The organism is Gordonia sp. NB41Y (genome assembly GCF_030718915.1).
Taxonomy (GTDB): domain Bacteria; phylum Actinomycetota; class Actinomycetes; order Mycobacteriales; family Mycobacteriaceae; genus Gordonia; species Gordonia desulfuricans.
This window is the reverse complement of sequence record NZ_CP132196.1, coordinates 971,574-995,713: the sequence shown is the minus strand read 5'-3', so window position 1 is coordinate 995,713 and position 24,140 is coordinate 971,574. Positions and strand designations below refer to the sequence as shown.

General features: G+C 68.4%; 22 protein-coding genes. 10 read left to right on the top strand and 12 right to left on the bottom strand.

Annotated elements, in window-relative coordinates; all coding sequences use genetic code 11:
* Positions 1–153 precede the first annotated feature (153 nt).
* Positions 154–1,605, top strand: a complete 1,452-nt coding sequence (locus Q9K23_RS04240) for a trypsin-like peptidase domain-containing protein (protein ID WP_152972839.1) — start codon at positions 154–156, stop codon at positions 1,603–1,605.
* Positions 1,606–1,620: 15 nt separating this feature from the next.
* On the top strand, positions 1,621–2,136 hold the full coding sequence (tatB, locus tag Q9K23_RS04235; protein ID WP_305950397.1) for a Sec-independent protein translocase protein TatB: 516 nt from the start codon (positions 1,621–1,623) through the stop codon (positions 2,134–2,136).
* Positions 2,137–2,278: 142 nt separating this feature from the next.
* Here tatB and Q9K23_RS04230 read toward each other — a convergent pair whose 3' ends face one another.
* The 4 genes from Q9K23_RS04230 to Q9K23_RS04215 all read right to left on the bottom strand — a co-directional run bounded on the left by Q9K23_RS04230 (position 2,279) and on the right by Q9K23_RS04215 (position 6,737).
* Positions 2,279–3,424, bottom strand: coding sequence for an Mrp/NBP35 family ATP-binding protein (locus Q9K23_RS04230; RefSeq protein WP_053778025.1), 1,146 nt, complete (start codon positions 3,422–3,424; stop codon positions 2,279–2,281).
* Positions 3,425–3,500: 76 nt separating this feature from the next.
* Positions 3,501–4,574: a lytic transglycosylase domain-containing protein gene (locus tag Q9K23_RS04225; RefSeq protein WP_053778005.1), complete on the bottom strand. Its 1,074-nt coding sequence runs from the start codon at positions 4,572–4,574 to the stop codon at positions 3,501–3,503.
* Between the two features lie 274 nt (positions 4,575–4,848).
* Positions 4,849–5,460: a DUF1003 domain-containing protein gene (locus tag Q9K23_RS04220; protein WP_053778004.1), complete on the bottom strand. Its 612-nt coding sequence runs from the start codon at positions 5,458–5,460 to the stop codon at positions 4,849–4,851.
* A complete protein-coding gene (locus Q9K23_RS04215) occupies positions 5,457–6,737 on the bottom strand; it encodes a CBS domain-containing protein (RefSeq protein ID WP_053778003.1) in 1,281 nt (426 codons plus the stop codon). The genes Q9K23_RS04220 and Q9K23_RS04215 overlap by 4 nt, the downstream gene beginning before the upstream one ends.
* A 33-nt stretch (positions 6,738–6,770) precedes the next feature.
* Between Q9K23_RS04215 and Q9K23_RS04210 the strand changes: the two genes are divergently transcribed.
* The 5 genes from Q9K23_RS04210 to ugpC all read left to right on the top strand — a co-directional run bounded on the left by Q9K23_RS04210 (position 6,771) and on the right by ugpC (position 12,376).
* Entirely contained in the window at positions 6,771–7,259 is a 489-nt protein-coding gene (locus tag Q9K23_RS04210) for a general stress protein (protein WP_020791551.1), read from the top strand.
* Positions 7,260–7,705: 446 nt separating this feature from the next.
* A complete protein-coding gene (locus Q9K23_RS04205) occupies positions 7,706–9,091 on the top strand; it encodes an extracellular solute-binding protein (protein WP_244882607.1) in 1,386 nt (461 codons plus the stop codon).
* Positions 9,088–10,365 carry a sugar ABC transporter permease gene (locus Q9K23_RS04200; RefSeq protein ID WP_082366003.1) on the top strand — a complete coding sequence of 426 codons (1,278 nt, stop codon included), beginning with the start codon at positions 9,088–9,090 and terminating at the stop codon, positions 10,363–10,365. The genes Q9K23_RS04205 and Q9K23_RS04200 overlap by 4 nt, the downstream gene beginning before the upstream one ends.
* 6 nt (positions 10,366–10,371) lie before the next feature.
* Complete coding sequence (locus Q9K23_RS04195; protein ID WP_020792395.1) at positions 10,372–11,202, top strand: carbohydrate ABC transporter permease; 831 nt, start codon at positions 10,372–10,374, stop codon at positions 11,200–11,202.
* Positions 11,203–11,206: 4 nt separating this feature from the next.
* Positions 11,207–12,376, top strand: coding sequence for a sn-glycerol-3-phosphate ABC transporter ATP-binding protein UgpC (gene ugpC / locus Q9K23_RS04190; RefSeq protein ID WP_053778002.1), 1,170 nt, complete (start codon positions 11,207–11,209; stop codon positions 12,374–12,376).
* A 45-nt stretch (positions 12,377–12,421) separates the two neighbouring features.
* Here the strand turns inward: ugpC and Q9K23_RS04185 are convergent, their stop codons facing one another.
* Positions 12,422–13,276, bottom strand: coding sequence for a hypothetical protein (locus tag Q9K23_RS04185; RefSeq protein ID WP_020792397.1), 855 nt, complete (start codon positions 13,274–13,276; stop codon positions 12,422–12,424).
* Positions 13,266–13,946, bottom strand: a complete 681-nt coding sequence (locus Q9K23_RS04180; RefSeq protein ID WP_053778001.1) for a metallophosphoesterase — start codon at positions 13,944–13,946, stop codon at positions 13,266–13,268. Before Q9K23_RS04180 ends, Q9K23_RS04185 begins: the two co-directional genes overlap by 11 nt.
* 78 nt (positions 13,947–14,024) lie before the next feature.
* Between Q9K23_RS04180 and Q9K23_RS04175 the strand changes: the two genes are divergently transcribed.
* On the top strand, positions 14,025–14,600 hold the full coding sequence (locus Q9K23_RS04175) for a suppressor of fused domain protein (RefSeq protein WP_053778000.1): 576 nt from the start codon (positions 14,025–14,027) through the stop codon (positions 14,598–14,600).
* Between the two features lie 11 nt (positions 14,601–14,611).
* Here the strand turns inward: Q9K23_RS04175 and Q9K23_RS04170 are convergent, their stop codons facing one another.
* Positions 14,612–15,694: a magnesium and cobalt transport protein CorA gene (locus tag Q9K23_RS04170; protein ID WP_174519032.1), complete on the bottom strand. Its 1,083-nt coding sequence runs from the start codon at positions 15,692–15,694 to the stop codon at positions 14,612–14,614.
* Positions 15,695–15,894: 200 nt separating this feature from the next.
* Between Q9K23_RS04170 and Q9K23_RS04165 the strand changes: the two genes are divergently transcribed.
* The gene (locus Q9K23_RS04165) at positions 15,895–16,797 is read left to right on the top strand and encodes a glycine betaine ABC transporter substrate-binding protein (protein ID WP_059036791.1); all 903 of its coding nucleotides are present in this window, start codon (positions 15,895–15,897) and stop codon (positions 16,795–16,797) included.
* Positions 16,798–16,832: 35 nt separating this feature from the next.
* Here Q9K23_RS04165 and Q9K23_RS04160 read toward each other — a convergent pair whose 3' ends face one another.
* The 5 genes from Q9K23_RS04160 to Q9K23_RS04140 all read right to left on the bottom strand — a co-directional run bounded on the left by Q9K23_RS04160 (position 16,833) and on the right by Q9K23_RS04140 (position 22,331).
* Positions 16,833–17,435 carry a NifU family protein gene (locus Q9K23_RS04160; RefSeq protein WP_059036772.1) on the bottom strand — a complete coding sequence of 201 codons (603 nt, stop codon included), beginning with the start codon at positions 17,433–17,435 and terminating at the stop codon, positions 16,833–16,835.
* A 4-nt stretch (positions 17,436–17,439) separates the two neighbouring features.
* Complete coding sequence (locus Q9K23_RS04155) at positions 17,440–19,506, bottom strand: ferrous iron transporter B (RefSeq protein WP_020791414.1); 2,067 nt, start codon at positions 19,504–19,506, stop codon at positions 17,440–17,442.
* Positions 19,503–19,787 (bottom strand): FeoA family protein, encoded by a 285-nt coding sequence (locus Q9K23_RS04150; protein ID WP_053777998.1) that lies wholly within the window; start codon positions 19,785–19,787, stop codon positions 19,503–19,505. The genes Q9K23_RS04155 and Q9K23_RS04150 overlap by 4 nt, the downstream gene beginning before the upstream one ends.
* A gap of 154 nt (positions 19,788–19,941) precedes the next feature.
* On the bottom strand, positions 19,942–20,769 hold the full coding sequence (locus tag Q9K23_RS04145; RefSeq protein ID WP_020791416.1) for an SDR family NAD(P)-dependent oxidoreductase: 828 nt from the start codon (positions 20,767–20,769) through the stop codon (positions 19,942–19,944).
* Between the two features lie 29 nt (positions 20,770–20,798).
* A complete protein-coding gene (locus Q9K23_RS04140; protein WP_020791412.1) occupies positions 20,799–22,331 on the bottom strand; it encodes an NAD(P)/FAD-dependent oxidoreductase in 1,533 nt (510 codons plus the stop codon).
* 117 nt (positions 22,332–22,448) lie between these two features.
* Between Q9K23_RS04140 and Q9K23_RS04135 the strand changes: the two genes are divergently transcribed.
* Positions 22,449–23,036 (top strand): TetR/AcrR family transcriptional regulator, encoded by a 588-nt coding sequence (locus tag Q9K23_RS04135; protein WP_053778020.1) that lies wholly within the window; start codon positions 22,449–22,451, stop codon positions 23,034–23,036.
* Positions 23,037–24,140 lie beyond the last annotated feature (1,104 nt).

The window sequence follows — 24,140 nt, the reverse complement described above, 5'->3', positions numbered from 1 at the left end:
TCGACCCCTGCGCCCGACGGCGCCGACGACGTGACGGCCGAACACCCGAACCGTTCGGGTCAGTCGGGTACCCCGGGACACCGGGCGACCCCCGCTGACACCGCGTCCGAGCGGCCCACCGTCGAACACCGCACCGCCTCGGCGGCTCCCGCGGTGACGCCGTCGACCGTTACGGCTCCGGCACCCGGCGGTCGTCACGCACCGGTGTCGCCCGGCACCGCACAGGTCTTCGGCCGTCCCTCCGGGGTCGCCGGATCGTTCGCGCCGGCGGGCCGCAGCACCGACTCCCCGCAGCCGCAGGTCGCCGCTCCCGATCCGGTACTCGCCGAGGCATTCGGCCGTCCCGAGGGCAGCGACGAGTCCCTGCAGCGTGATCCGCTCGCCACCTTCGGCGAGACCGACGAGCCCGAACCTCCCGCCGACCCGTGGCGCGATCCGGAGAGCATGGCCTCGCTGAGCAGACCCGCCGTGTCCGCCGAGACCGTCGCGCCCACCACCCCCGGCCCCAAGCTCGGGGTCCGCGACGTCCTGTTCGGCCGCCGCATCGCCTGGCATGCGCTGGCCACCCTCGTGGTGATCGCCCTGCTGATCGGTGTGGTCGGCGGCCTGATGGGCCGGTTCACCGCGGAGGTCGCCGCGCCGCTCAACAGCGACACCGTCGAACTGTCCACCGCGGACAAGAACGACGACACCACCGCACGCTCATCGGTCGCGCGGGTCGCCCAGGCCGTCGAACGATCGGTCGTCGCGATCGACGTCCGCACGAGCAGCGCCTATGCCACCGGGTCGGGGTTCGTGATCGACCGTGAGGGCTACATCCTCACCAACAACCACGTCATCTCCATGGCCGCGAACGATCGCAACGCAAAACTCGAGGTGGTCTTCTTCGACCGCAACCGGGTGACCGCACGGATCGCCGGACGCGACCCGCGCACCGACCTCGCGGTACTGAAGGTCGACAACGTCGCCAACCTGACCGTGGCGAACCTCGGCAACTCCGACGACCTGCAGATCGGCGAGGAGGTCATCGCCTTCGGTTCGCCGCTGGGTCTCGACCGCACCGTCACCAGCGGCATCGTCAGCGCGCTCAATCGTGCGGTGCCGCTGCGGCCCGATTCCGAGTCCGACACCGACGCGGTGATCGACGCCATCCAGACCGACGCCGCGATCAACCCCGGCAACTCCGGTGGCCCCCTGGTCGACAACGACGCCAAGGTGGTCGGGATCAACACCGCGGGCCTGGTGCCCGGCGGCGGATCGATCGGCCTCGGGTTCGCCATCCCGATCGACCAGGCCGTGCCGATCGCCCAGGCGCTGATCAAGGACGGCAAGGTCAACCACCCCCAGATCGGCGTCAACGCCAGCTCGGTCCGCAACGACCGCGTGCTGGGCGCGCAGATCCGCAACGTCGTCGACGGCGGACCGGGGGCCAAGGCCGGGCTTCGCGAGAACGATGTGATCACCTCGTTCGGCGGACGGCCCATCGAGAGTGCCGACGAATTGACGGTGGCGGTGCGGACCGCGAAGATCGGTGAGCCGGTCAAGTTCACCTATTGGCGGGACGGTCGCACCTTCGACGGCACGATCACCCCGGCCAGCGACTGAGTCAGGAAGCGCGCAATGTTCAGCAGTATCGGCTGGGGCGAGATCGTCGTGCTGATCGCAGCCGGGCTCATCATCCTCGGGCCCGAACGACTGCCCGGCGCGATCAGCTGGACCATGCAGTCGATCCGCAAGGTGCGCGACTACGCCACCGGAGCGAGCGACCAGCTGAAGAACGAGCTGGGTCCGGAGTTCGACGACCTGCGCAAACCGCTGTCGGACCTCAACGAGCTGCGCGGCATGACACCCAAGGCGCTGGTCACCAAACATCTGCTCAACGGTGACGACTCGGTGCTCAACACCTTCACCGACGCCGCGTCGTCGTTGAAGTCGGCCACCGAGATCCCGCCGGTCAAGCCGGTGTCGTCCCCGGTTCCCACCCCGCCGGAGCCCGCCGGGCCGTCCCTGACGAAGACCGCCGGCCCCGCCTCGACCCCCGGTGCCGACTCGTCGGCGAGGTCACAGCCGGCCGCCGACCCGGCGCACACCCCGGCGAAGGGCAGCCATGACATCACCGACTGGGACGCGACCTGAGCCGGTCGGGTGATCGTCCGCGGCGATCCGGCGTGATCGCGGTGAGCGGGCGTGATGGTGATGGGCGTGCGCGTCGAAGACTGCACCGGGCGCCTACCGCCGCTGTCTGACGGCGGTATCCCGATGGCGCCGGGTCAGTTGGTCAGTTGTGGCGTGTGGTGTCGATGCCCAGACTCATGCCGGCCAGTCCACGACGCCGCACCGCGAGCTTCTCGGCGATCGCGCGCAATGCCGATCCCGACGCCGACTCCGGCGCCGACAGCACGACCGGCTGCCCGGCGTCGCCGCCCTCGCGTAGCGCGGTCTCGAGCGGGACCTGACCGAGCAGGTCGACGTTCGCGCCGACCATACGGGTGAGGCGATCGGCGACGGTCTGGCCGCCACCGGACCCGAACGGCTCCATCCGGGTGCCGTCGGGCAGTTCCATCCACGACATGTTCTCGACCACGCCGAGGATCTTCTGGCGGGTCTGCAGGGCGATCGCACCGGCGCGTTCGGCCACCTCGGCGGCCGCCTGCTGCGGTGTGGTGACCACCAGGATCTCCGCACCCGGGATCAGCTGTGCGATGGAGATGGCGACGTCACCGGTGCCCGGCGGCAGATCGAGCAGCAGCACGTCGAGGTCGCCCCAGTAGACGTCGGCGAGGAACTGCTGCAGCGCGCGGTGCAGCATCGGTCCACGCCAGGTGACCGGCGTGTTCCCGCTGGTGAACTGGCCGATCGAGATGAACTTCACCCCGTGCGAGATGGGCGGCATGATCATCTTCTCGACCTGCGTCGGCTTGGCGTCGCTGCCCAGCATGCGCGGGACCGAATGGCCGTAGATGTCGGCGTCGAGTACGCCCACCGACAGGCCGCGCTCGGCGAGGGCACACGCCAGGTTCACCGTCACCGACGACTTGCCCACACCGCCCTTGCCGGAGGCGACGGCGTACACGCGGGTGAGCGAACCGGGCTGGGCGAACGGGATCACCGGCTCGGCGGAATCGCCGCGCAGCTTCTTGCGGAGCTCGGACCGCTGGGCGTCGTCCATCACGTCGAGGTCCACGCGCACGGTGCCGACACCGGGGACGTCGGCGACGGCGCGCTCGACCCGCCCGCTGATCTCGGTGCGCATCGGACAACCGGAGGTGGTCAGATACACCGTCACGTCGACGCTCGCGTCGTCGTTGACGGCGATCGACTTCACCATGCCCAGGTCGGTGATGGGCTTGCCGATCTCGGGGTCCGACACCTTCGACAGGGCTGCGCGGACCGCGGATTCGCTGGGGGTCACTCCGGTAGTCATCTCCACCAGCCTAGCCGCCGGTGACGACGACCCCGATCCGCGGTCGGCGCACCGGTCACCGGGACGGCACAGGCGGTCACCGGGCCGGTGTGGTGGTCGGTGTGGTGCGCTTGGGCGACGGTGTCGGTGCAGGTGCGGGCTGGCCGGGCACGGTGATCCCCGGCGGCAGGCAGACCGGACCGAAGCACTGTTGGGTCGGGGTGCTCGGACTCGGCGATCCGGGTACCGACGGCGCCGACGACGGGCCGCTGGGCCGCGACGACGACGGCCGCGACGGGCTCTTCGACGTCGACGTCGAGGCGCGCTTCGGTTCGGGGATCGGGTTGGTCGGCATCACACCGGTGGCATAGGCCGCCGCCCACGACAGCACGTTGCGGGCGTACTCGAGTGAATGGTTGTACCGCATCACCGCGGACACCTTGTGGTCGTCACTCATGATGTCGGAGACCCCGGCGCACAGGTAGCGGCCCGAGGAGTAGGTGGCGTCGAAGATGTTGTTCGGGTCGGCCTTGCCGTCACCGTTGGCATCGGTGCCCCAGGCCTTCCAGGTGCTGGGGATGAACTGCATCGGCCCCATCGCGCGGTCGTGGTTCGGGTCCCCGTCGACGGCACCGCCGTCGGTGTCGCGGATCACCTCGTTACCGGCCAGCGATCCGTCCAGGACCGGCCCGGCGATCGGGTTGATGGTGGTGCCGAACTGGTCCACCGATCCGTTGCTCGCGTGATTGGACTCGATCCGGCCGATCCCGGCGAGCAGGAACCAGGGGAGTTTGCATGCCGGTGACTCGGCGGCCACCCGGTTCGCGGCCAGCTTGTAGGCCTGCAGCACCACACCGGGGATGCCGAGCGGACCGGTCGGCAGATCGGCGGCCAGGCGTAGCTGTGGGGTGGCCGCAGCCGGGGCGGGCCGAGCGGCCGGCGGGGCGAAACCGAGCAGGGTCACCGGTGCGGCGACGGCCACATCGGCCACCGCATGCGGCGTGTCGTCGGCGGCGATGGGCACCACCGACTCGTGGGCGCTGGAGGTGGCGGCACCGAGCACCATCGCGGCGACCAGGGCGCTGCCGGCACCGACGGTGACCACGCGCCGCGACACCGGACCGTTGCGGCGCGGGCCGCGGGAACGGCGGAACAACCGGGGCGCCCTCATCGGCCGGCTCGATTCGCGGACATCGAAACACCCTGTGCTGCAATGGTTTTCAGTGTTTTGCCGCCAAGAACCACGAATTTTGCGGCACTGTCGGGCACCGCACGAACCACGCGCGCCGCAACATCCCCTGGCGCTGTACACAGCCCTGTCACGTCGTCACACCCCATCATGTTCCATCGCACGATTCCCCCGCCCCCGTGAGAGCGATCTCGGTCCGAGTGGGTCGGTGCGACGGGGCGCAACTCACCTTCGGCCGATGGGGACCACCATACAATCAGCTCCGATTGTCGCGGAACGGAACCCCGGATTCACCATCTGCATCTCGATGGCCGGAACCGCGCTGCTCGCCCCGGCCACGATCGTCGCCGTGGTGGCCGCGTCCGTCGGCGGGCCGGTCGAGCCCCTCCGCCCGGGCGGCGAGGCGATCGGTGAGCTCGTCGAGCAGGTCGTCGAGCTCTTTGCGCAGATAGTCGCGGGTGACGGTGTCGCCGACGGCCAGTCGTACCGCGGCCAGCTCGCGGGCCAGGAACTCGGTGTCGGCCTTGGTCTGGGCGGCACGCATCCGGTCTTCCTCCAGCGACACCTTGTCACGGTTCTCCTGCCGGTTCTGGGCCAGCAGGATCAACGGGGCGGCGTAGGCGGCCTGGGTGGAGAACGCCAGGTTGAGCAGGATGAACGGGTACGGGTCCCAGCGGATCGCGATCGCCCACAGGTTGAGCGCGATCCACACGATCACGATCACCGTCTGGATGGCCAGATAGCGTCCGGTGCCCAGGAATCGGGCGACGCGTTCGCTGTAGACGCCGACGATGTCGGAGTCGAGATTGAACCTCGGTCGCCGCGATTCGCGGGGGGTGTCGAGACGACGGCCTCGTGATTCGGTCACGGCGTCACCTCGTCGGCGGGCTCGGTCTCGCGCCAGTCACGCGGCAGCAGCTCGTCGAGGAGGTCGTCGACGCTGACCGCGCCGAGCAGATGCCGCTGATCGTCGACCACCGGACCGCACACGAGGTTGTAGGTGGCGAAGTAACGGGTGACGGTCTCCAGGGAGTCCTCCGGACTGAGATGGGCGAGGTCGGTGTCGAGGATGCCGCCGACGATGTTGGCGGGGGGTTCGCGCAACAGCGCCTGCATGTGCACACACCCGAGGTATTTCCCGGTCGGGGTGGACGTCGGCGGGCGCACGACGAACACCAGGCTGGCCGCGGCCGGGGTCATGTCGGGGTCGCGCACCCGGGCGAGCGCCTCGGCGACCGTCGTCGACGGGTCGACGATGATCGGTTCGGAGGTCATCAGACCGCCTGCGGTGTCGGGGGAGTGGGTCAGCAGCCGGCGCACCGGCTCGGACTCCTCGGGGTCCATCCGGCTCAGGAAGGACTCGGCCTCGGTGTCGGGCAGTTCGCCGAGGAGGTCGGCGGCGTCGTCGGGATCCATCGCCTCGAGGATGTCGACGGCCCGGTCGACGTGGAGGTGGGCGAGCAGGTCGGTCTGGTCGTCGGGCGGCAGCTCCTGCAGGATGTCGGCGAGCCGTTCGTCGTCGAGTGCCGCGGCGATCTCGTCGCGCCGTTTGGTGGGCAGCTCCCGCAGCGCGTTGGCGACGTCGGCCGCGCGCATCCCCTCGAACTGCAGCAGCGCCAGCGCCACCCCCTGCCCGGGGAGTTCGAGCGCGGCCTGGTTGAGGCCGTGGACATGTCGCCAGTCCACGACATGGGTCTCCCCGCGCCGCAGTCCGCGCCGCACCGGCCGGATGGCGACCCGCGAGACCACCCAGTCACGGGTGCGGGTGCGTTCGAGCCCGAGGTCGACCACGGTCACGTCGACGTCGGCCAGATCGTCGAGATCGGGATCGTCGATCCGGACCCGGGTGTCGAGCAGCTGGCCGATCGCCAGCGCCTCTCCCGGACGCAGGTGCAGCCGGCGCAGACTGACGGTCCCGGTGTTGAGGGTCACCGCGCCCGGCTCGATCGAGGTGACCCGCAGCATCGGCACGAAGATGCGCCGTCGCGTGGTCAATTCGACGGCCAGGCCCAACGCGCGTGGCTGCTGGCCCGGCATACGCACGGCGATCACCGCATCGCGGACACGACCGATCGACTCACCGTCGGGACCAAGGACGGCCAATCCGACTAACCTGGCCACGAACACCTTGCTCACCGCCGACATGAGAGCAAGGGTAGTGACTGGGAGGACAGAACAGTGAGCAACCCGATGCAGCCGTCGCGTCAGACGCCGGGTCTGCCGACGCCACCGAAGGGCTGGCCGATCGGTTCGTACACGACCTACGCCGAGGCGCAGCGCGCGGTCGACTACCTGTCCGACGAGCACTTCACCGTCGAGGACGTCACCATCGTCGGCGTCGACCTGATGCAGGTGGAGCGTGTGATCGGTCGTCTCACGTGGGGCAAGGTGATCGGCGGCGGCATCGTCTCGGGCGCATGGCTGGGCCTGTTCTTCGGTCTGCTGGTGTCCCTGGTCGTCACCGGAAACCCGTTGGTACCCATCCTCTTCGGCCTGGTCGGCGGCATCGTCTTCGGCCTGATCTCGGCCACCATCCCGTACGCGGCGACCCGCGGTCAGCGCGACTTCGCCTCCACCATGCAGCTGGTCGCCGGGCGTTACGACGTCCTCTGCGATCCCAAGAGTGCGGAGAAGGCCCGCGACATGCTCGCCCGTCTCAACCCCTGAGTCGCCTCGACCCCTGAACGTCCGCGGGTCGAGTGCAGATCGCCGGGGCCGCAACGTTCTCGGATCGCCGGTGGCACCCATCACACCGGGTACCCGTGGGCCCTGTCCGGCCCGGACGAGGCGGGGATCACACCGGTACCCGGATGGCGACGGTACCGGTGCACCACGATGCCGAATCCCCGATGTGGCAACCCCGAACCGAACAACACGGGCACGTCACGATCGGCCGCGAAATGGCACGTTCATCCCGATTGTGTTGATCGTCACACGGGCCTGGGTCTAGCGTAACCTCCAGACGATTGCGGGGGCGTGTGTTCGACGCCTGCCCCCGAGATCCACGACATCGAGGAGGCTGCGTGCGGCGAAGGACGGGCATTGCTGGTCGGAGTCGGCAACCGGTTCGGGGGCTGAAGAGAAAGGCACTCGTCGCCGCCGCGGCGCTGGCCGTGGCGATTCCGGTGGTCTCGGCCTGCGGTTCGGGCTACGAGGAGGGGGTCCTGCACCTGTATCCGCCTGCCGACGGTGCGGATTCGATCGCGGCGCAGGCCGACAAGTGTTCGGCAGAGTCCAACGGTGAATACCGGATCGTCACCACCTCCCTGCCCAAGGGCGCAGACGACCAGCGTCTGCAGCTCGCCCGGCGGCTGGCCGGCAACGACCACAGCCTGGACCTGATGGGCATGGACGTGGTGTGGACCGCCGAGTTCGCCGATGCGGGCTGGCTGGTGCCGGTACCCGAGGATCTCGCCGCCGAGGTCACCCGGTCCACGCTCGGTGGTCCGCTCGACACCGCGTTGTGGCGCACTCCCTCCGACGATCGTCAGCACCTGTACGCGATCCCGATCTGGACCAACACGCAGTTGCTCTGGTACCGCAAGGACGTCGTGCGTGACCTCGGGCAGCGGGCGCCGGCATCCACGTGGGACGCCATGCTCGCCGACGCCGCGAAGAGCGGCGCCACGGGCGGACCGACCTGGATCATGGTGCAGGGCCGTCAGTACGAGGGCCTGATGGTGTGGTTCAACTCGGTGCTGGCCAGTGCCGGCGGGCAGGTCGTCGATCCCGAGGACCCGAACAAGGTGACGCTCGACGACACCCCCGAGCATCGCGCGGCGACGGTCAAGGCGCTGACGGTGATGAAGCAGATCGCGACCGCGCCCGGTCACGACCCGTCGCTGACCAACTCCGACGAGGGCGCGGCACGCCTCGGGATGGAGAGCGGCAAGGCGATCTATGAGGTCAACTGGCCCTTCGTGTTCAGCGGCATCCGTGAGAACGGTGCCGCGGGCAGTGTGCCCTTCCTGACCGACCTCGGTCAGTACAAGGACTTCCTGTCGGGTCTGGACAACCCGCCGACCGTCGAGCAGTTGCGTCAGCTCGCTCCGATCAACGCCAAGATCCGGGAGAAGTTCGACTTCGCCGCCTATCCCGGTGTGAGCCCGACGATGCAGGCCCGCAGTACGATCGGCGGTCTGAACATCGCGGTGGCCAGCACGTCCAAACAGCGCGACCTCGCCTTCAGGGCGGCGGCGTGCATCACCAGCCAGACCGCGCAGAAGTACTATGCGATCAACGCGGGGACACCGCCGGTGAACCGGGAGCTCTACGACGACCAGGAGTTCAAGGCGACGTACCCGATGAGCGATCTCATCAGGCAGCAGCTGGAGGCCGGTCACGCCGTGTCACGCCCGAAGTCACCCGACTATCAGGCGATCTCGACGCTGGTGCAGGCCAAGCTCTCGCCCGTCGGCGCCTGGGATCCCGAGGTGCTCGTCGATCAGCTGGCCGACGCCGTCCGCAAGGCGATCAACGGGGAGGGGCTCATCCCATGACCGGTGACAATCCCACGACCGGCGACAATTCCGCCACCGGGGGCAACGACGACGAGAACCCGCGTCGCGGACGGCATTCCATGCCCGACGCCGGGCCGGGTTCCGGGCGTCAGCCGTCGGATGACCGTGGTCTGGACGTGACGCAACCGCACACCTTCGGTCCCACGGTGCATTCGGAGATCTGGAAGGCCCCCGACGACCCGGGCGGTTCGGGTCCCGCCGGCCGCGGCACCGGAGATCCCGTGGCCGATCTCGGCAAGGTGACCCGACCCGCGGAGATCGCACCGGCGGGTGCCGCCGGCGGGGACGACCGGTGGGCACCGGCCCCCGCGCCCGCGGGAGTCGCCACCGCGGTGGCCCCGCAACCGGAGCCCGAGCGCAAGCCGGCGCGGCTGAGCGAGGGCAAGAAAGCCGAACGGCGACTGGCGTTCTGGCTGGTCCTGCCCGCGGTCCTGATGATGGCGCTGGTCACCGGCTATCCGATCGTCTACGCGGTCTGGCTGTCGCTGAACAAGGCGAGCCTGTCGGCGCCGGGTGAACGCGAGTTCGTCTGGTTCTCCAACTACGGCACCGTGCTGAGTGACGGATACTGGTGGACGGCATTCGGTGTCACCGTGGGTATCACGGTGGTGTCGGTGATCATCGAGTTCGTCCTGGGTATGGCGATCGCACTCGTCATGCATCGAACCCTGTTCGGCCGCGGCACGATTCGTACCGTGGTGCTCATCCCGTACGGCATCGTGACCGTCGCCGCGGCGTTCTCGTGGTACTACGCCTGGACCCCGGGCACCGGCTATCTCGCGAACCTGCTGCCCGACGGCAGCGCGCCACTGACCGAACAGTGGCCGTCGCTGGCGATCATCGTGCTCGCCGAGGTGTGGAAGACCACCCCGTTCATGGCGCTGCTGTTGCTGGCCGGTCTGGCCCTGGTGCCCGACGATCTACTCAAGGCCGCCCAGGTCGACGGTGCCGGGGCGTGGACGCGCCTGTGGCGCATCATCCTTCCGCTGATGAAGCCGGCGATCCTGGTCGCGCTGCTGTTCCGCACCCTCGACGCATTCCGGGTGTTCGACAACATCTACGTGCTCACCAGGGGTTCCAACAACACGTACTCGGTCTCGATGCTCGGCTACGACAACCTGTTCAAGGCGTTCAATCTCGGCGTGGGATCGGCGATCTCGATCCTGATCTTCATCTGCGTCGCGATCATCGCGTTCATCTTCATCAAGGTATTCGGCACCGCCGCGCCGGGTTCCGATTCCGAGGGGAGGTAGGGCCCGGTGGCACACAGCGTCAAGTCCAAGTTCTGGTGGGCGATCGCCAACATCCTGGTCGTCCTGTACGCGATCATCCCGCTGCTGTGGATCCTCAGCCTGTCGTTCAAGCCGCCGTCGAGCGTCACCGACGGCAACTTCTTCCCGCGGGAGTGGACGCTGGAGAACTACTCCGGCATCTTCTCCACGAGTGCCTTCACCAGCGCCCTGATCAACTCGATCGGGATCGGGCTGATCACCACCGTGATCGCGGTGATCCTCGGCACGATGGCCGCCTATGCGGTCGCGCGCCTGGACTTCCCGGGTACGCGGCTGCTGATCGGTGCGGCTCTGCTGATCGCGATGTTCCCGCAGATCTCGCTGGTCACCCCGCTGTTCAACATCGAGCGCCGGATCGGGCTGTTCGACACGTGGGCCGGTCTGATCCTGCCGTACATCACCTTTGCGCTGCCGCTGGCGATCTACACGCTCTCGGCGTTCTTCCGGGAGATCCCGTGGGAGCTGGAGAAGGCCGCCAAGATGGACGGCGCCACACCGTGGCAGGCGTTCCGCAAGGTGATCGCACCGCTGGCGGCGCCGGGTGTGGTGACCGCGGCGATCCTGGTGTTCATCTTCGCCTGGAACGACCTGCTGCTCGCCCTGTCGCTGACGTCGACCGAGCGGGCCATCACCGCCCCGGTGGCGATCGCGAACTTCACCGGCAGCACCCAATTCGAGGAACCGACCGGGTCGATCGCGGCGGCCGCCGTCGTCATCACCATTCCGATCATCATCTTCGTGCTCTTCTTCCAACGTCGAATCGTCGCCGGGCTGACCTCCGGTGCGGTGAAGGGATAACCCCATGGCAGATATCGTCCTGGACAATGTCACCAAGCAGTACCCCGACGGTTCGACCGCGGTACACGGCGTGAACGTCGAGATCGCCGACGGCGAGTTCATCATCCTGGTCGGGCCCTCCGGGTGCGGAAAGTCCACCACGCTCAACATGATCGCCGGCCTGGAGGACATCACCGACGGTGAGCTGCGGATCGCGGGGCAACGGGTCAACGAGCGCGCACCCAAGGACCGCGACATCGCGATGGTGTTCCAGAGCTACGCGCTCTACCCGCACATGTCGGTGCGCGACAACATCGCCTTCCCGCTCACCCTCGCCAAGCTGCCCAAGGACGAGATCCGGACCAAGGTCGACGAGGCCGCGCGGATTCTCGACCTCGGACCGTACCTGGATCGCAAGCCCGCCAACCTGTCCGGTGGTCAGCGTCAGCGCGTGGCGATGGGCCGGGCGATCGTCCGCTCGCCCAAGGCGTTCCTGATGGACGAGCCGCTGTCGAATCTCGACGCCAAGCTGCGCGTGCAGATGCGCGCCGAGATCGCCCGTCTGCAGGCACGTCTGGGCACCACGACGGTGTATGTGACCCACGACCAGACCGAGGCGATGACGCTCGGCGATCGGGTCGTGGTGATGCGTTCGGGCCACGTGCAGCAGATCGGTACCCCGCAGGAGCTCTACAACCAGCCCGCCAATGTGTTCGTGGCCGGGTTCATCGGCTCCCCGGCGATGAACTTTCTGCCCGGAACGCTGGGAGCGCAGGGGATCTCGACCCCGATCGGCACCATCCCGCTGCACGATCACCAGTCGGTCACCGCAAAGGCGTCGGCGGTGCACAGCAATGGTCATGTGCTGATCGGCATCCGCCCCGAGCATCTAGAGGACGCGGCGCTCCTCGATGCCGACACCCGTTCGCGGGGAAAGAGTTTCGACGCCGACGTCGACGTCCTCGAGTCGATGGGATCGGACAACTACGCCTACTTCACGATCGGGTCGGCCCGCTCGGCCAACGATGCGCTGGCCGAGTTGTCGGCGGAGTCGGGTGCCGACCTCGGTGGGGGACAGATGATCGCGCGACTCTCGCCGGAATCGCAGGTGCGTCGGGGGACGCGCGCCGAGCTGTGGTTCGACCCGGCCAAGGTCGCGGTCTTCGACCAGGAGTCGGGCCTGAACCTGCGCTGAACGGTGTCCCCGGCGCCGGCCGTGACGGGCGGTACCGGGGACCGTTCAGCGGCGGCGTGGCGGGTGGTCGCGGAGTTCGTCGATGATCGCGTCGTCCCAGATGTGTTTGCGCACCAGCCGGTAGCGTTCGCAGGCGAGCCACAGGTACAGCTCGGAGTCGCTGGTGAGGTCGGGCCGGACGTTCGCGCGCCGGGCCATGCGCACCACCGGGAGGAACTCCTCGCCGAACCAGCGGCGCGCCACATCGGTGCGGCTGATGAACTCGCCGATCTCCTGGGCGGCACGAAACCCCCACGCCTCCACGCATTCGGCGAGTTCGGCGTAGTCGAACGGGTCGCCGAAGCGGATCACCTCCGCCTGCGCGGTGGGCAGCGGCACCCGGGTGAGGAACAGCCGGCGGTGGTCCTTGAGGATCAGGTCGCCGGTCACGTTGATGCCCTCCGGTGAGATCCGCGTGTGGATCTCGGTGACGTAGGCGTCGATGGTGTGCAGGTGCCGGGCGATGGCGATCGAGATCCGGTGGTGTCCGTCGATCACGAAGTGCATCGTCCCGATCCGGTAGAGCCGCACCGGGGGCACCGACTCGCCGCGCCGCTGGGCCGCCGCCAGGCGCTGCCACCGTTCCCGGATCCGTGAGGACGTGGGGCGGAAGTACCTGTCGAAATCCTTTGTGCGGTCCACGCTTCCGACGATCGAGGAGACCTCCACCGGCAACAGGCCGAGGGCGGTCTCACCGGTGCGGCCGAGGGCGGCGACGACCTCGTCGAAGGGCAGGATGGTGTTGACGTCGGCGGGTTGGCGGGTGAACCACTGGGTGAGGCGGGCCAGTTCGGCATGCCGCCGCATGCGCTGGAAGTCGTTCTCGGCGTCGGCGTCGGGAAAACCGGTGTCACGCGCCATGTCTGCGCCTCATCACCTCGACGTCGCCGGTGGCGGGGTCGATCTCGAACTGGCAGTATCCGACGACGTTCATCGACACGGTGCCGGTGCCGATGGGCCGGTCGGCGGGATGTGCGCCGTAGGGGTGGATGTGTCCGTGGATCAGCAGTGTCGGCCGCAGATGGGCGACGAGGCCGTGGTAGCAGGCGAATCCGCGATGCGGGCGGTCGTCGGCGTCGCCGACCCCACGGGCGGGGGCGTGGGTCAGCAGGATGTGCGGGCGTGCGGTGCGTGGGCGCAGCCGCAGTCCCCACGACCGCATGCGCTGGCGTGACTCGCTGTACTGATTCGGTCCGTCGCTGTAGCGCGGGCTGCCCCCGAGCCCGCTGATCCGCAGTCCCGCCACCGTCACCGTCCGCCCGTCGGCATTGACCGCGCCGGCCGGGCCGGGGGAGGTGGCCGGCATGCCCGCACGCGTCCAGCCGGTGCGTCCGCGACGGTATCCGCCCAGGTCGCGGTCGTGGTTGCCGGGAACGAAGACACACGGCACGTCGTAGACGGTGGCCAGGGTCTCGAGGTAGTCGAACGGCAGGTCACCGGCAGCCAGGACGAGGTCGGGGTGTCCGATCGCCCCGCGTCCGAGCGTGAGCGAGTCCACCACCTCGTCCGCGACGGCCAGGACATTCACCACCGTCCCAGGCTAGCGTGTGCCCGGGGCTGCTGGTCGGCTCGTTCACGACGTCGAGGCCGCAAACGCTACCGTTGACGCGTGAGTGCTTCTGTGACCGACCTGATCAACAGTCACCTCGTCGAGTCCTTCGGCGGACAACCGCAGCGGGCCTCGGTCACCTTTCTGGGGGTGGAGCCCATCGACGTGGTGCGCTTCGCCGCCGATGCGGAGGTCACCTATGTGACGGTGGGGTGCGCTCGGCACCCGATGTCGGACCCGGGGGATCTCAACCCGGATCCGGTGCGCGGACCGCGCGTCGAACTCGTGGTGCGGCTGCAGGCCGGGGTGGCCCTGCCGGGGCTGCACCGCCGGATGGCGACGCTGGCTGCGGCACCGGCCGTCGAGGGTCTGATCCTGGGTACCGATGCGCTGCTCGACCTCGGGGAACCGCTGTGGGACGGTGCGCCTTTCACCGCATTCATCACCGACGATGATGTGCTGGGCCAACTCTCGCTGCCCGATCCGATGGATCCCGTCCGGTTTCTGCGGGCGGTTCCGATCACCGCCAACGAGGCGGCCTGGATGCGTCTGAAAGGTGTTGACGCACTACGGGAGGCGTGGTCCGAGGCGGGTATCGACGTCACCGACCCGCACCGCAGCCCCGCCACCATGTGACGACCCGGCCGTCACAGCCAGTGGTGACGCCGGAACACCGCCCACAGTCCGACGCAGGCGAGCACCAGCGCGACCACCACGATGAAGAACCCGGGGCGGTCGTCGGAGCCGGGCATGTACTCGAAGTTCATCCCGTACAGCCCGGCCACCATGGTCGGGACGGCGCCGATCGCGACCCATGCCGAGATCTTGCGCATGTCGCCGTTCTGCTGGATGCTCACCTTGGTCGCGGCGGCGTCGAGCAGCGAGCTCAGCAACTCGTCGTACTCCACCACATGCTCGATCACGGTGGCGAGGTGATCGGCGACGTCACGGAAGTGGCGCCGAACCTCCTTGGGCACCAGCGCATTGCCGTTGGCGGTGATCCTCGACAACGGCCCGGCCAGAGGCGTGACCGCCCGGCGCAACTCGAGCACCTCGCGTTTGAGCAGATACACCGGCTCGATGTTGAGCCAGTTCTTCTGCGCCCCGAACACCGCACGTTCGATGTCGAGGATGTCGTCCTCCATCTTCTCGCTCACGGCCAGATAGCTGTCGACGACGAGGTCGCTGATCGCATGCATCACCGTTGTCGGACCCTCACGGAGCCGCTCGGGGCGTTCCTCGAGCCGGTGCCGGACCCCCGACAGATGGGTGTGGTCGCCGTGACGGACGGTGATCACGAAGTCGGGTCCGACGAAGATCATGATCTCGCCGGTCTCGACCACCTCGCTGGCCTGCTCGATGGAGTCGTGCTCGACATATTTGACCGTGCGCAGGACGAGGAACTGGATGTCGTCGTAGATCTCGAGCTTCGGCCGCTGATGGGCGTGCACCGCATCTTCCACGACGAGCTCGTGGAGACCGAAAACCTCGGCGACACCGGTCATCTGGTCGTCGTCGGGGGCATGGAGTCCCAGCCAGACGAAGCCTTCGCCGCTGTCGCGGACCGTGCGGAAGGCGTCGGCGTAGGCGATCCGACCGGGTTGGCGCACCCCGTCGATGTAGATCGCACAGTCGACCACCGCCCGCGCGACCGGTACCGGGATGTGCGGCAGTGGCCGTCGGTCGCGTCGTGCGGCGATCCCGCGGCTTCCCGGTCGGAGGTTCGGGATCTGGGGCACGTGGTGGATGCTACGCCCATCGGGCGGGCCTGCCGGTCCGAACACCTCGGTCGTCGCCGGGCTGACCGTAGGATCGCCTCATGTGCCCCGACGCGACCGCGCACGACGCCCCCGCCCGCGCGCATGATCACCGCCCCACTAGCGTGAACGCCGTGCGAATCCGTCTGCTGATCCCCACGTTCGCTGCCCTGATGCTGGTGGTCGGCGTCCTTGCCGGCTGCGGCTCCACCTCGGCGCCGCATCCGCTGGTGATGGGTTCCGACGGGACGCCCGCGATGTCGGTGATGGCCGAGATCTATGCCGGGGCGCTGCGCAACTCCGGTACCGCCGTCTCCGGCGACGTGGTGATCGGTGACGACGCGCAGCTGCTGTCGATGATGGCCCGCACCGAGGTGGACCTGTTCGGTGCCTTCACCGGAACCCTGCTCGCCGGCCTGGCCCCCGAACTCGCCCCGACCACCTCCGAGGACACCTACAACGACCTCAATCGTTCTCTGCCGCAGGGAGTCTCGGTGGGGGACCCGACCCCGGTGACCAATGCGCCGCAACTGGTGGTGGCCATCTCGCTGGCCACGTCGACCGGCGTCACCGACCTGTCCGGCTGTGCGCGGCTGCCCGCCGGCCTCCCGGTGGCGGTGACCGGCACGCCGTCCGAGGCGACACTGCATGTCCTCGCCGACGCCGGCTGCCGGCTGGGACCGGTGCAGACCCTCACCGACGTGCACGCGGTGGTCGCGCGCGTGGCCACCGGCACCGCGGTGGGCATCCTGTCCCCGCTGCAGCTCGCCGCACAGGACACGGAAGGTCCGGCCGGGAAGGTGCAGTCCCTGCCGGTGCCCGAACAGTCGCCCGGGACCAGCACCCCGGCCGGATCGGCCCCGCAGAGCGCGCCGCCCGTGACCGTCGGCCCCCGCGCCGAGGACCTCGTACCCGTCTACCGCACCGCGGCCCTCGGCAGCGACCAGGTCAAGACGATCAACAAGGTCGCCGGCGAGATCACCACCGCCGACCTGGCGACCATGGCCCGCAAGGTGCAGTCGGGGGCCGAGCCCCGTGATCTCGCGGTGGACTGGCTCGGCGAGCACGGCATCTGAGGCCGGCGCGGCGGTCGGTGAGACCGCCGCCCCGATCATCCGATACTGCGCAGTTCGGTGAAACCGGGCAGCGAGCGCAGACGGATGGCGAGATTCTGTCGCAGGGTCACCGTGGCGGCCGCACAGCCATGGCAGGTACCGCCCATCCGGACGGTCACCACCCCGCCGACCACGTCGACCAGTTCCACCCGGCCGCCGTGTGAAGCGGTGTAGCCGCCGAACTCACCGGCCAGCACCGACCGCACGCCGTCGGCCAGTTCGGCGTCGGCCCCGGCCTGCACCGCGTCGTCGAGTCGGTGTCCCGAAGGTGCCGTCGCGGCGACCGCGGGCGTGACATCGGCGACCGGCCAGCCGCCCGGGCGCGAGAGCACCGTGAACAGGGCATCGCGTACGGCGGAGCCGTCGGTGCGCGGATCGTGCCCGGCGGCCAGCCGGGTGTCGACACGACCGGGCTGCACCCGCACCGCCTCGAGCACGCCGGCGTCGACGAGTGCCCGCAGCTCGCCGGGCAGCTGCGTCGCCGGCACCTCGCCGTCCATCCGGACCAGGCCGGGCCCCACCCGCCAGCGGATCACCGAGGGATCGGCCGGATCGGTGGGTGCCGGCAGCAACATGACCGGCCGTTCCCGCGACGTCATGGTCTCACCCGGTGACGGCTGCGGTGATGACGTGACCGAGATAGCCGGCCACCCAGGCGAGCACGAACATGTATGTCCACGCGATCACCGGCCAGCGCCACGAGTTGGTCTCGCGACGGATCGCACCGACGGTCGACATACATTGCAGCGCATAGACGAAGAACAGCAGCATCGCGACGATCGTCGGCGGGGTGAACACCTTCTCGCCCTCGTGCGGGCCCTGTGTGTAGGTCATCTCGCTCAGGGCCGTCCCCGGATCCTCGGGGTCCTCTGCGGCGGCGATCTGACCGAGTGTCGACACCACGACCTCGCGGGCGGAGAACGATCCGAGGATGCCGATGTCGATTCGCCAGTCGAAGCCCAGCGGTGCGAACACCGGCTCGACGAACTTGCCGATTGACGCCGCGAAGCTGTTGTCCATCACATACGAGCGCGATGCTGCCTCACCGGCGGCGTCGGCCTCGTCGGCGGTCGCACCGTCGGCGACGGCAGCAGCAACGGCATCGGTGCGCACCTGGTCGGCCTGCTCGGTGTGTGCGGGCAGCGACAGCAGCAGCCACAGCACGATCGAGGTGAGCAGGATGATCTTTCCCACCTTGCGCAGGAACATCCGGGTGGAGTCCCACATCATCATGAACACCGACTTCAGCGACGGGACCCGGTACGGCGGCATCTCCATGTAGAACGGCATCAGGCCGCTGCGGAGCGGTCTGGTGCGCTTGAGGACCGTGGCCGCCGTCATCGCCGAGACCGCCCCGAGCAGGTACAGCCCGAACATCACCGCACCCTGGGTCTGGACGGGGCCGAACCGGGAACCCGACGGGATCAGCATCCCGGTGAGCAACACGAACACGGGGAGACGTGCCGAGCAGGTGATGAGCGGTGCCGACATCGCGGTGGCGATGCGGTCCTTCGACGACGGCAGGGTGCGGGTGGCCATGATGCCGGGGACCGCACATGCGAACGACGACAACAGTGCGACGAAGGCCCGACCCTCGAGGCCGACGCGGCTCATCACGCGGTCGGTGAGGAATGCCGCCCGCGACATGTACCCGATGTTCTCCATCAGGGAGATCAGCAGGAACATCAGCAGGATCTGCGGGACGAACACCAGCACACCGCCGACACCGCCGATCAGTGCGGTGGAGAGGAAGTCGGCCAGGATGGGCTGGGACACATGGTCGGTGACCACCGTGCCCGCCCAGCTGAAGAACTGCTCGATCCAGTCCTGGAACGGTGCCGCGACGGTGAACACCACCTGGAAGAACAAGAACATGACCACCAGGAAGGCCAGCAGGCCGGCCACGGGGTGCAACAGCAGCCGGTCGACCATCGCGGTGGCGCCGTGCCGGGCCGGCGCCCGGTAGGCCGAGAGTTCGAGCACCGATGCCACCCAGTCGGCGAGCTGGGGACCCCCGTCGTCGGGTGGTCCGACGGCCGGACGGCTCCACGATGCCGGGTCGGCGAGCAACTCGCGGATCGGTTCGAGTGTGGACTTGCGGGTCCCGATCACCGCGCGCACCGGGACGCCGAGCGCGTCGGACAGACCCTGCGGGTCGACATGACCGCCGCGGCGTTCCATCTCGTCGGTCATGGTCAGCACGATCGCCACCGGGATCCCCAGGTTGAGGGTCTCGGCGACCAGCGACAGCGAACGCTGCAACACCGTGGAGTCGACGACGACGAGCGCGGCGTCGGGCGCGGTGGTCCCGGGGAGGCGGTCGGCCATCAGGTCCGCGACGACCTGCTCGTCCGGGGAGATGGGATCGAGACTGTAGGCACCCGGAAGGTCTTCGAGGTGCACGATGGAGGGCGAGTCGTGTCGACCCGGGTCGCCTCCCGTGTCCCCACCCGGGGCGCCGGCCAGGACCGGCACCTTGCAGCGGCCGACCGACCGGGACACGGTGACGCCGGGGTAGTTGCCGGTTTTCAATCGCAGTCCGGTGAGTCCGTTGAACACCGAGGTCTTGCCGGCGTTCGGGCTGCCGATCAGCGCGACGCGGTCGATCCGGGCGCCGGCGGAATCGGCGTCGGGCAGTTTGGTCCCACCCGCGTCGTGGCAGTCGCTCATCCCCGGCCCCCGTCCACCGTGCCGTCAGGTACGGGTGCGCACTCGATGTAGCTCGCCTCGCGGGCCCGCAGGCAGATCTCGTAGGACATCACCCGGTACACACACGGGCTGCCGAGCGGTGCGCGACGCACTTTGACGACGTCGGTGCCGGGCACGAAACCGAGGCCGACCAGCCGCCGGCGCACCGGGGCCGGACAGGTGTCGGCGAAGCCGGCGATCCGGGCGGATCGCCCGATCGGGAGATCCGCGACCGGGGTCCGGACCCCTTCGGATGTCGTCATCACTGCCTGCCTTTCCTGCGTTGCAGGCACCGAGATCGCGCCCCGCCCTCCGATACTAGGTTCGGCTTACCTCGCCGAGGAGAGGCATTGGTCACGATGTCGGAAATGTCGTTCCCGCAGCCGGGCGAAGCGAACGAACCCGGCGCCGCGCAGGTCAGGCCTTCGACAATGCCAGTCCCGTCACCTTCGCGGTGACCCACTGATACTTCGACGCGACCAGCCGTACCCAGATGTCGAGGATCTTGGCATCGGCACCGACGAGAACGCGGGCCTTGTTCTTGCGGACCCCGTCGATGATCACGTCGGCGGCGTCCGCCGAGGACATCCGGGCGAGGTATTTGTCGAAGAAGTCGGCGGTGGCCTTGGCATCGTGGTCGCCGGAGGTGGTGGCGTTGCGGGCGATCGCGGTCTTGATCCCGCCGGGGTGCACACAGGTGACCTTGACCGGATGCCTGGCGACGATCATCTCCTGGTTGAGTGCCTCGGTGAAGCCGCGGACGGCGAACTTCGCCGAGTTGTAGGCGGCCTGACCGGGCTCGGCGAGCAGCCCGAACAGCGACGAGGTGTTGACGATGTGGCCGTCGCCGGAGGCGATGATGTGCGGCAGGAATGCCTTGGTGCCGTTCACGACTCCCCAGAAGTCGACGTCCATGACACGCTCGATGTCCTTGAACTCGGTGCGTTCGATCTCGCCGTGGTGGGCGATCCCGGCGTTGTTGAAGATGACGTTGACGGTGCCGTAGTGCGCGACGACGGCCTGGGCGTAGTCGAGCACGGCCTCGCGCTCGGCGACGTTGAGGATCTGACTGTGTACCGGTGCACCGGTCTCGCGGATCAGGTTCTCGGTGACCTCGAGGCCGGCCGGATTCAGGTCCGAGATGGCGAGTTTCGCGCCGAGCCGGGCGAGCTTGACGGCGAGGTCGCGGCCCATCCCGGAGCCGGCTCCGGTGACGACGACGACCTTGTCGCGAAAGTCCTTCATGTGCTTCTTCTCTCGTTTCGTGTGGGCGTTCAGGCGCCGGTGACTGCCGGGACGGCGTCGGCCGACACCGGCGCGGTGAGCGGGGCGTCGGTGCGGATGTCGTAGGCGTCGGCGTCGAATGTCTTCGTCGCGCGACGGAAGTCGAAGGTGAAGCCCGGCCACAGGGTGGTGATGTTGCCGTGCTCGTCCTTGTACCACGACCCGCATCCACCGTTGACCCACACGCTGTTGCGCAGCTTGTGCTGGATGCCGGCGTTGTAGCGCTGCTGGGCGTCGGCGGTCACCTCGGTGCGGGTGGCGCCGAGCCGGCGGGTGGTGGCGATGTAGTCGACGAGATAGTTCAGCTGGGACTCGATCATGTACACCATCGAGGTGTGCCCGAGGCCGGTCGACGGCCCCACCATGAGCATCAGGTTGGGGAAGCCGTGCACGAATCCGCCTTTGTAGCCCTGCATTCCGCCCTCGGCCCAGACCGCGGCCAGGCTGTTGCCGCCGACGCCGACGATGCTGTCGAACACCGGCGAGTCGGTGACGTGGAAGCCGGTGGCCACCACCAGGATGTCGATCTCGCGGGCGATGCCGTCGCGGGTGACGATGCCGGTGGGGGTGACGTGGTCGATGCCGGTGGTGACCAGGTCGACGTTCGGCCGGTCGAGCGTCGGATACCAGTTGTTGGACTTCAGGATTCGCTTGCAGCCGATCTGGAAGTCCGGGGTGACCGCGGCACGCAGTGCGCCGTCGCGGATGCCGCGGAAGATGTTGGCGCGGGCCAGTGCCTGGACCGGCTTGAGTGCGGCGGGGGAGTAGGTCATCCCGAACGCGATGAGCTCGTTGGAGGCGTAGATCCCGGCTCGACCCGCGGTCTGGGTGAGCGGGATGTTCTTGAACGCCCACCGCTCGAGCGGGGTGTACGGCCGTTCGGTGCGGGGCACGATCCACGGGGCGGTGCGCTGGTAGACGTCGAGCCGGCCGGCGGTCTTGGCCAGTTCGGGGACGATCTGGATCGCCGAGGCGCCGGTGCCGATCACCGCGACACGCTTGCCGGTGAAATCGACGGTGTCGTCCCAGCGCGCGGAGTGCATCACCGTCCCGCCGAACGATTCGATGCCGTCGATGTCGGGCAGGTTGGGCTCACACAGCGGTCCGACCGCGCCGACCAGGTGGCGTGCGCGGTACCGGGTGTCGACGCCGTCGGTGGTGGTGTCGACGAGCCAGTGCCGGGAGTCCTCGTCCCACGCGGCGTGGGTGACCTCGGTGCCGAAGCGCGCCTTGTCGCGGACACCGTGGGCGTCGGCGACCGCGTTGATGTAGCGGTGGATCTCCGGCTGGTGCGAGTAGGTCCGCGACCAGTCGGGGTTGGGGGCGAACGAGTAGGAGTAGAGGTTCGACGCGACGTCGCAGGCGGCACCGGGGTAGGTGTTGTCGCGCCAGGTGCCGCCGAAGCCGCGGCCGCGGTCGAGGATCACGTAGTCGTCGACGCCGCTCTGGGTGAGCTTGATGGCGGCTCCGAGGCCGGAGAACCCGGCCCCGACGATCGCGATCTCTACATCATGCGTTGTCATGGAAGTCACAATAGACATCTATTGAACCGCGGTCAATAGCTATTGACGACAGATCAATAAGCTAGGATCGTCCACGTGACCACAGCGAACACGGCCCGCTCCGGACGCCGCACCCGGATGAGTCCCGAGGCCCGGCGCGACCAGTTGATCGCACTCGGCATGGCGATGGTCGACGAGAAGCCGCTCGACCAGGTGACCATCGATGCGATCGCCGAGGTCGCCGGGGTGTCCCGGGCGCTGCTGTTCCACTACTTCGCCTCCAAACAGGACTTCCACCTGGCCATCCTGCGTGCGCAGGGGGAGCAGCTGATCGCCTGCACCACCCCCGACGACTCCCTCGACGACCCGATCGCCATCCTGACCAGTTCGCTGTCGGCGTTCGTCGACTACGTCAGCGAACACGGCGGCGCCTACACCGCCTTCCTGCGCGGCTCCTCGAGCGCCGACCCCGCCGTTCGCGAGGCCGCCGACGCCACCCGCTCGGTGATGGTCGACCGCGTCCTCGAACACGCCCCCGCCTTCGGTCTCGAGGTGACCCCACGCGCGCGGGTCGCCGTGTCCGGATGGGTGACCTTCGTCGAGGAGGTCACCATCTCGTGGCTCATCGACCCCGACGTGATGACTCGCGACGAACTGCTCGACCTGATCTGCAACTCCCTGCCCGCGATCGCCTTGAGTGTCGGGGGAGCACTGCCGAAACGGTGAGTAGGCGCAGCGCTTCTCGGTGGTTGGGTATTGCCGGGACGGCGATTGGGCGCTGCCCTTTTCGGTGGTTGGGCTTTGCCGGGACGGCGAGTAGGCGCTGCTTTTTCGGTGGTTGGGGTCTACCGGGACGGCAAGTAGGCGCTGCTTCTTCGGTGGTTGAGCCGATGAGGAGCGTAGCGACGAGGCGTGTCGAAACCTCTGTCGGCCGACGTCGGGACGCAACCACTTCGGAGGTGGCACGATGTTTTCGGTGGTTGAGCCGATGAGGAGCGTAGCGACGAGGCGTGTCGAAACCTCTGTCGGCCGAGGTCGGGACGTAACCACCTCGGAGGTGGTCACCACCCCACACGCGCTGCGGAGATTTCGACTCGGGTCCTCGCTACGCTCGGTCCCGGCTCAATCATCGACTGGTTGTGGGTGGTTGAGCCGATGAGGAGCGGAGCGACGAGGCGTGTCGAAACCTCAGACAGCCGACGTCGGGACGTAACCACCTCAGAGGTGGCACCACGTTTTCGGTGGTTGAGCCGATGAGGAGCGGAGCGACGAGGCGTGTCGAAACCTCTGTCGGCCGAGGTCGGGACGTAACCACCTCAAGGGTGGTCACCACCCCGCGAAGGGTGGTCACCACCCCGCGCACGTTGCGGGGATTTCGACTCGGGTCCTCGCTACGCTCGGTCCCGGCTCAATCATCGACTGGTTGTGGGTGGTTGAGCCGATGAGGAGCGTAGCGACGAGGCGTGTCGAAACCTCAGACAGCCGACGTCGGGACGTAACCACCTCAGAGGTGGCACCACGTTTTCGGTGGTTGAGCCGATGAGGAGCGGAGCGACGAGGCGTGTCGAAACCTCTGTCGGCCGACGTCGGGGCGCAACCACTTCGGAGGTGGTCACCACCCGACGCGCGCTGCGGGGATTTCGACTCGGGTCCTCGCTACGCTCGGTCCCGGCTCAATCACCAAAAGCGGTCCCGGCTCGATCACCAAAAGTGGTGGTCCCGGCTCGATCACCAGAAGTGGTCCCGGCTCAGTCACCAACTGATGGTTGACGAATCCGACGACAGAACGGGCGGGGCAAGCGAATCGCTTGCCCCGCCCGTTCTCGTCAG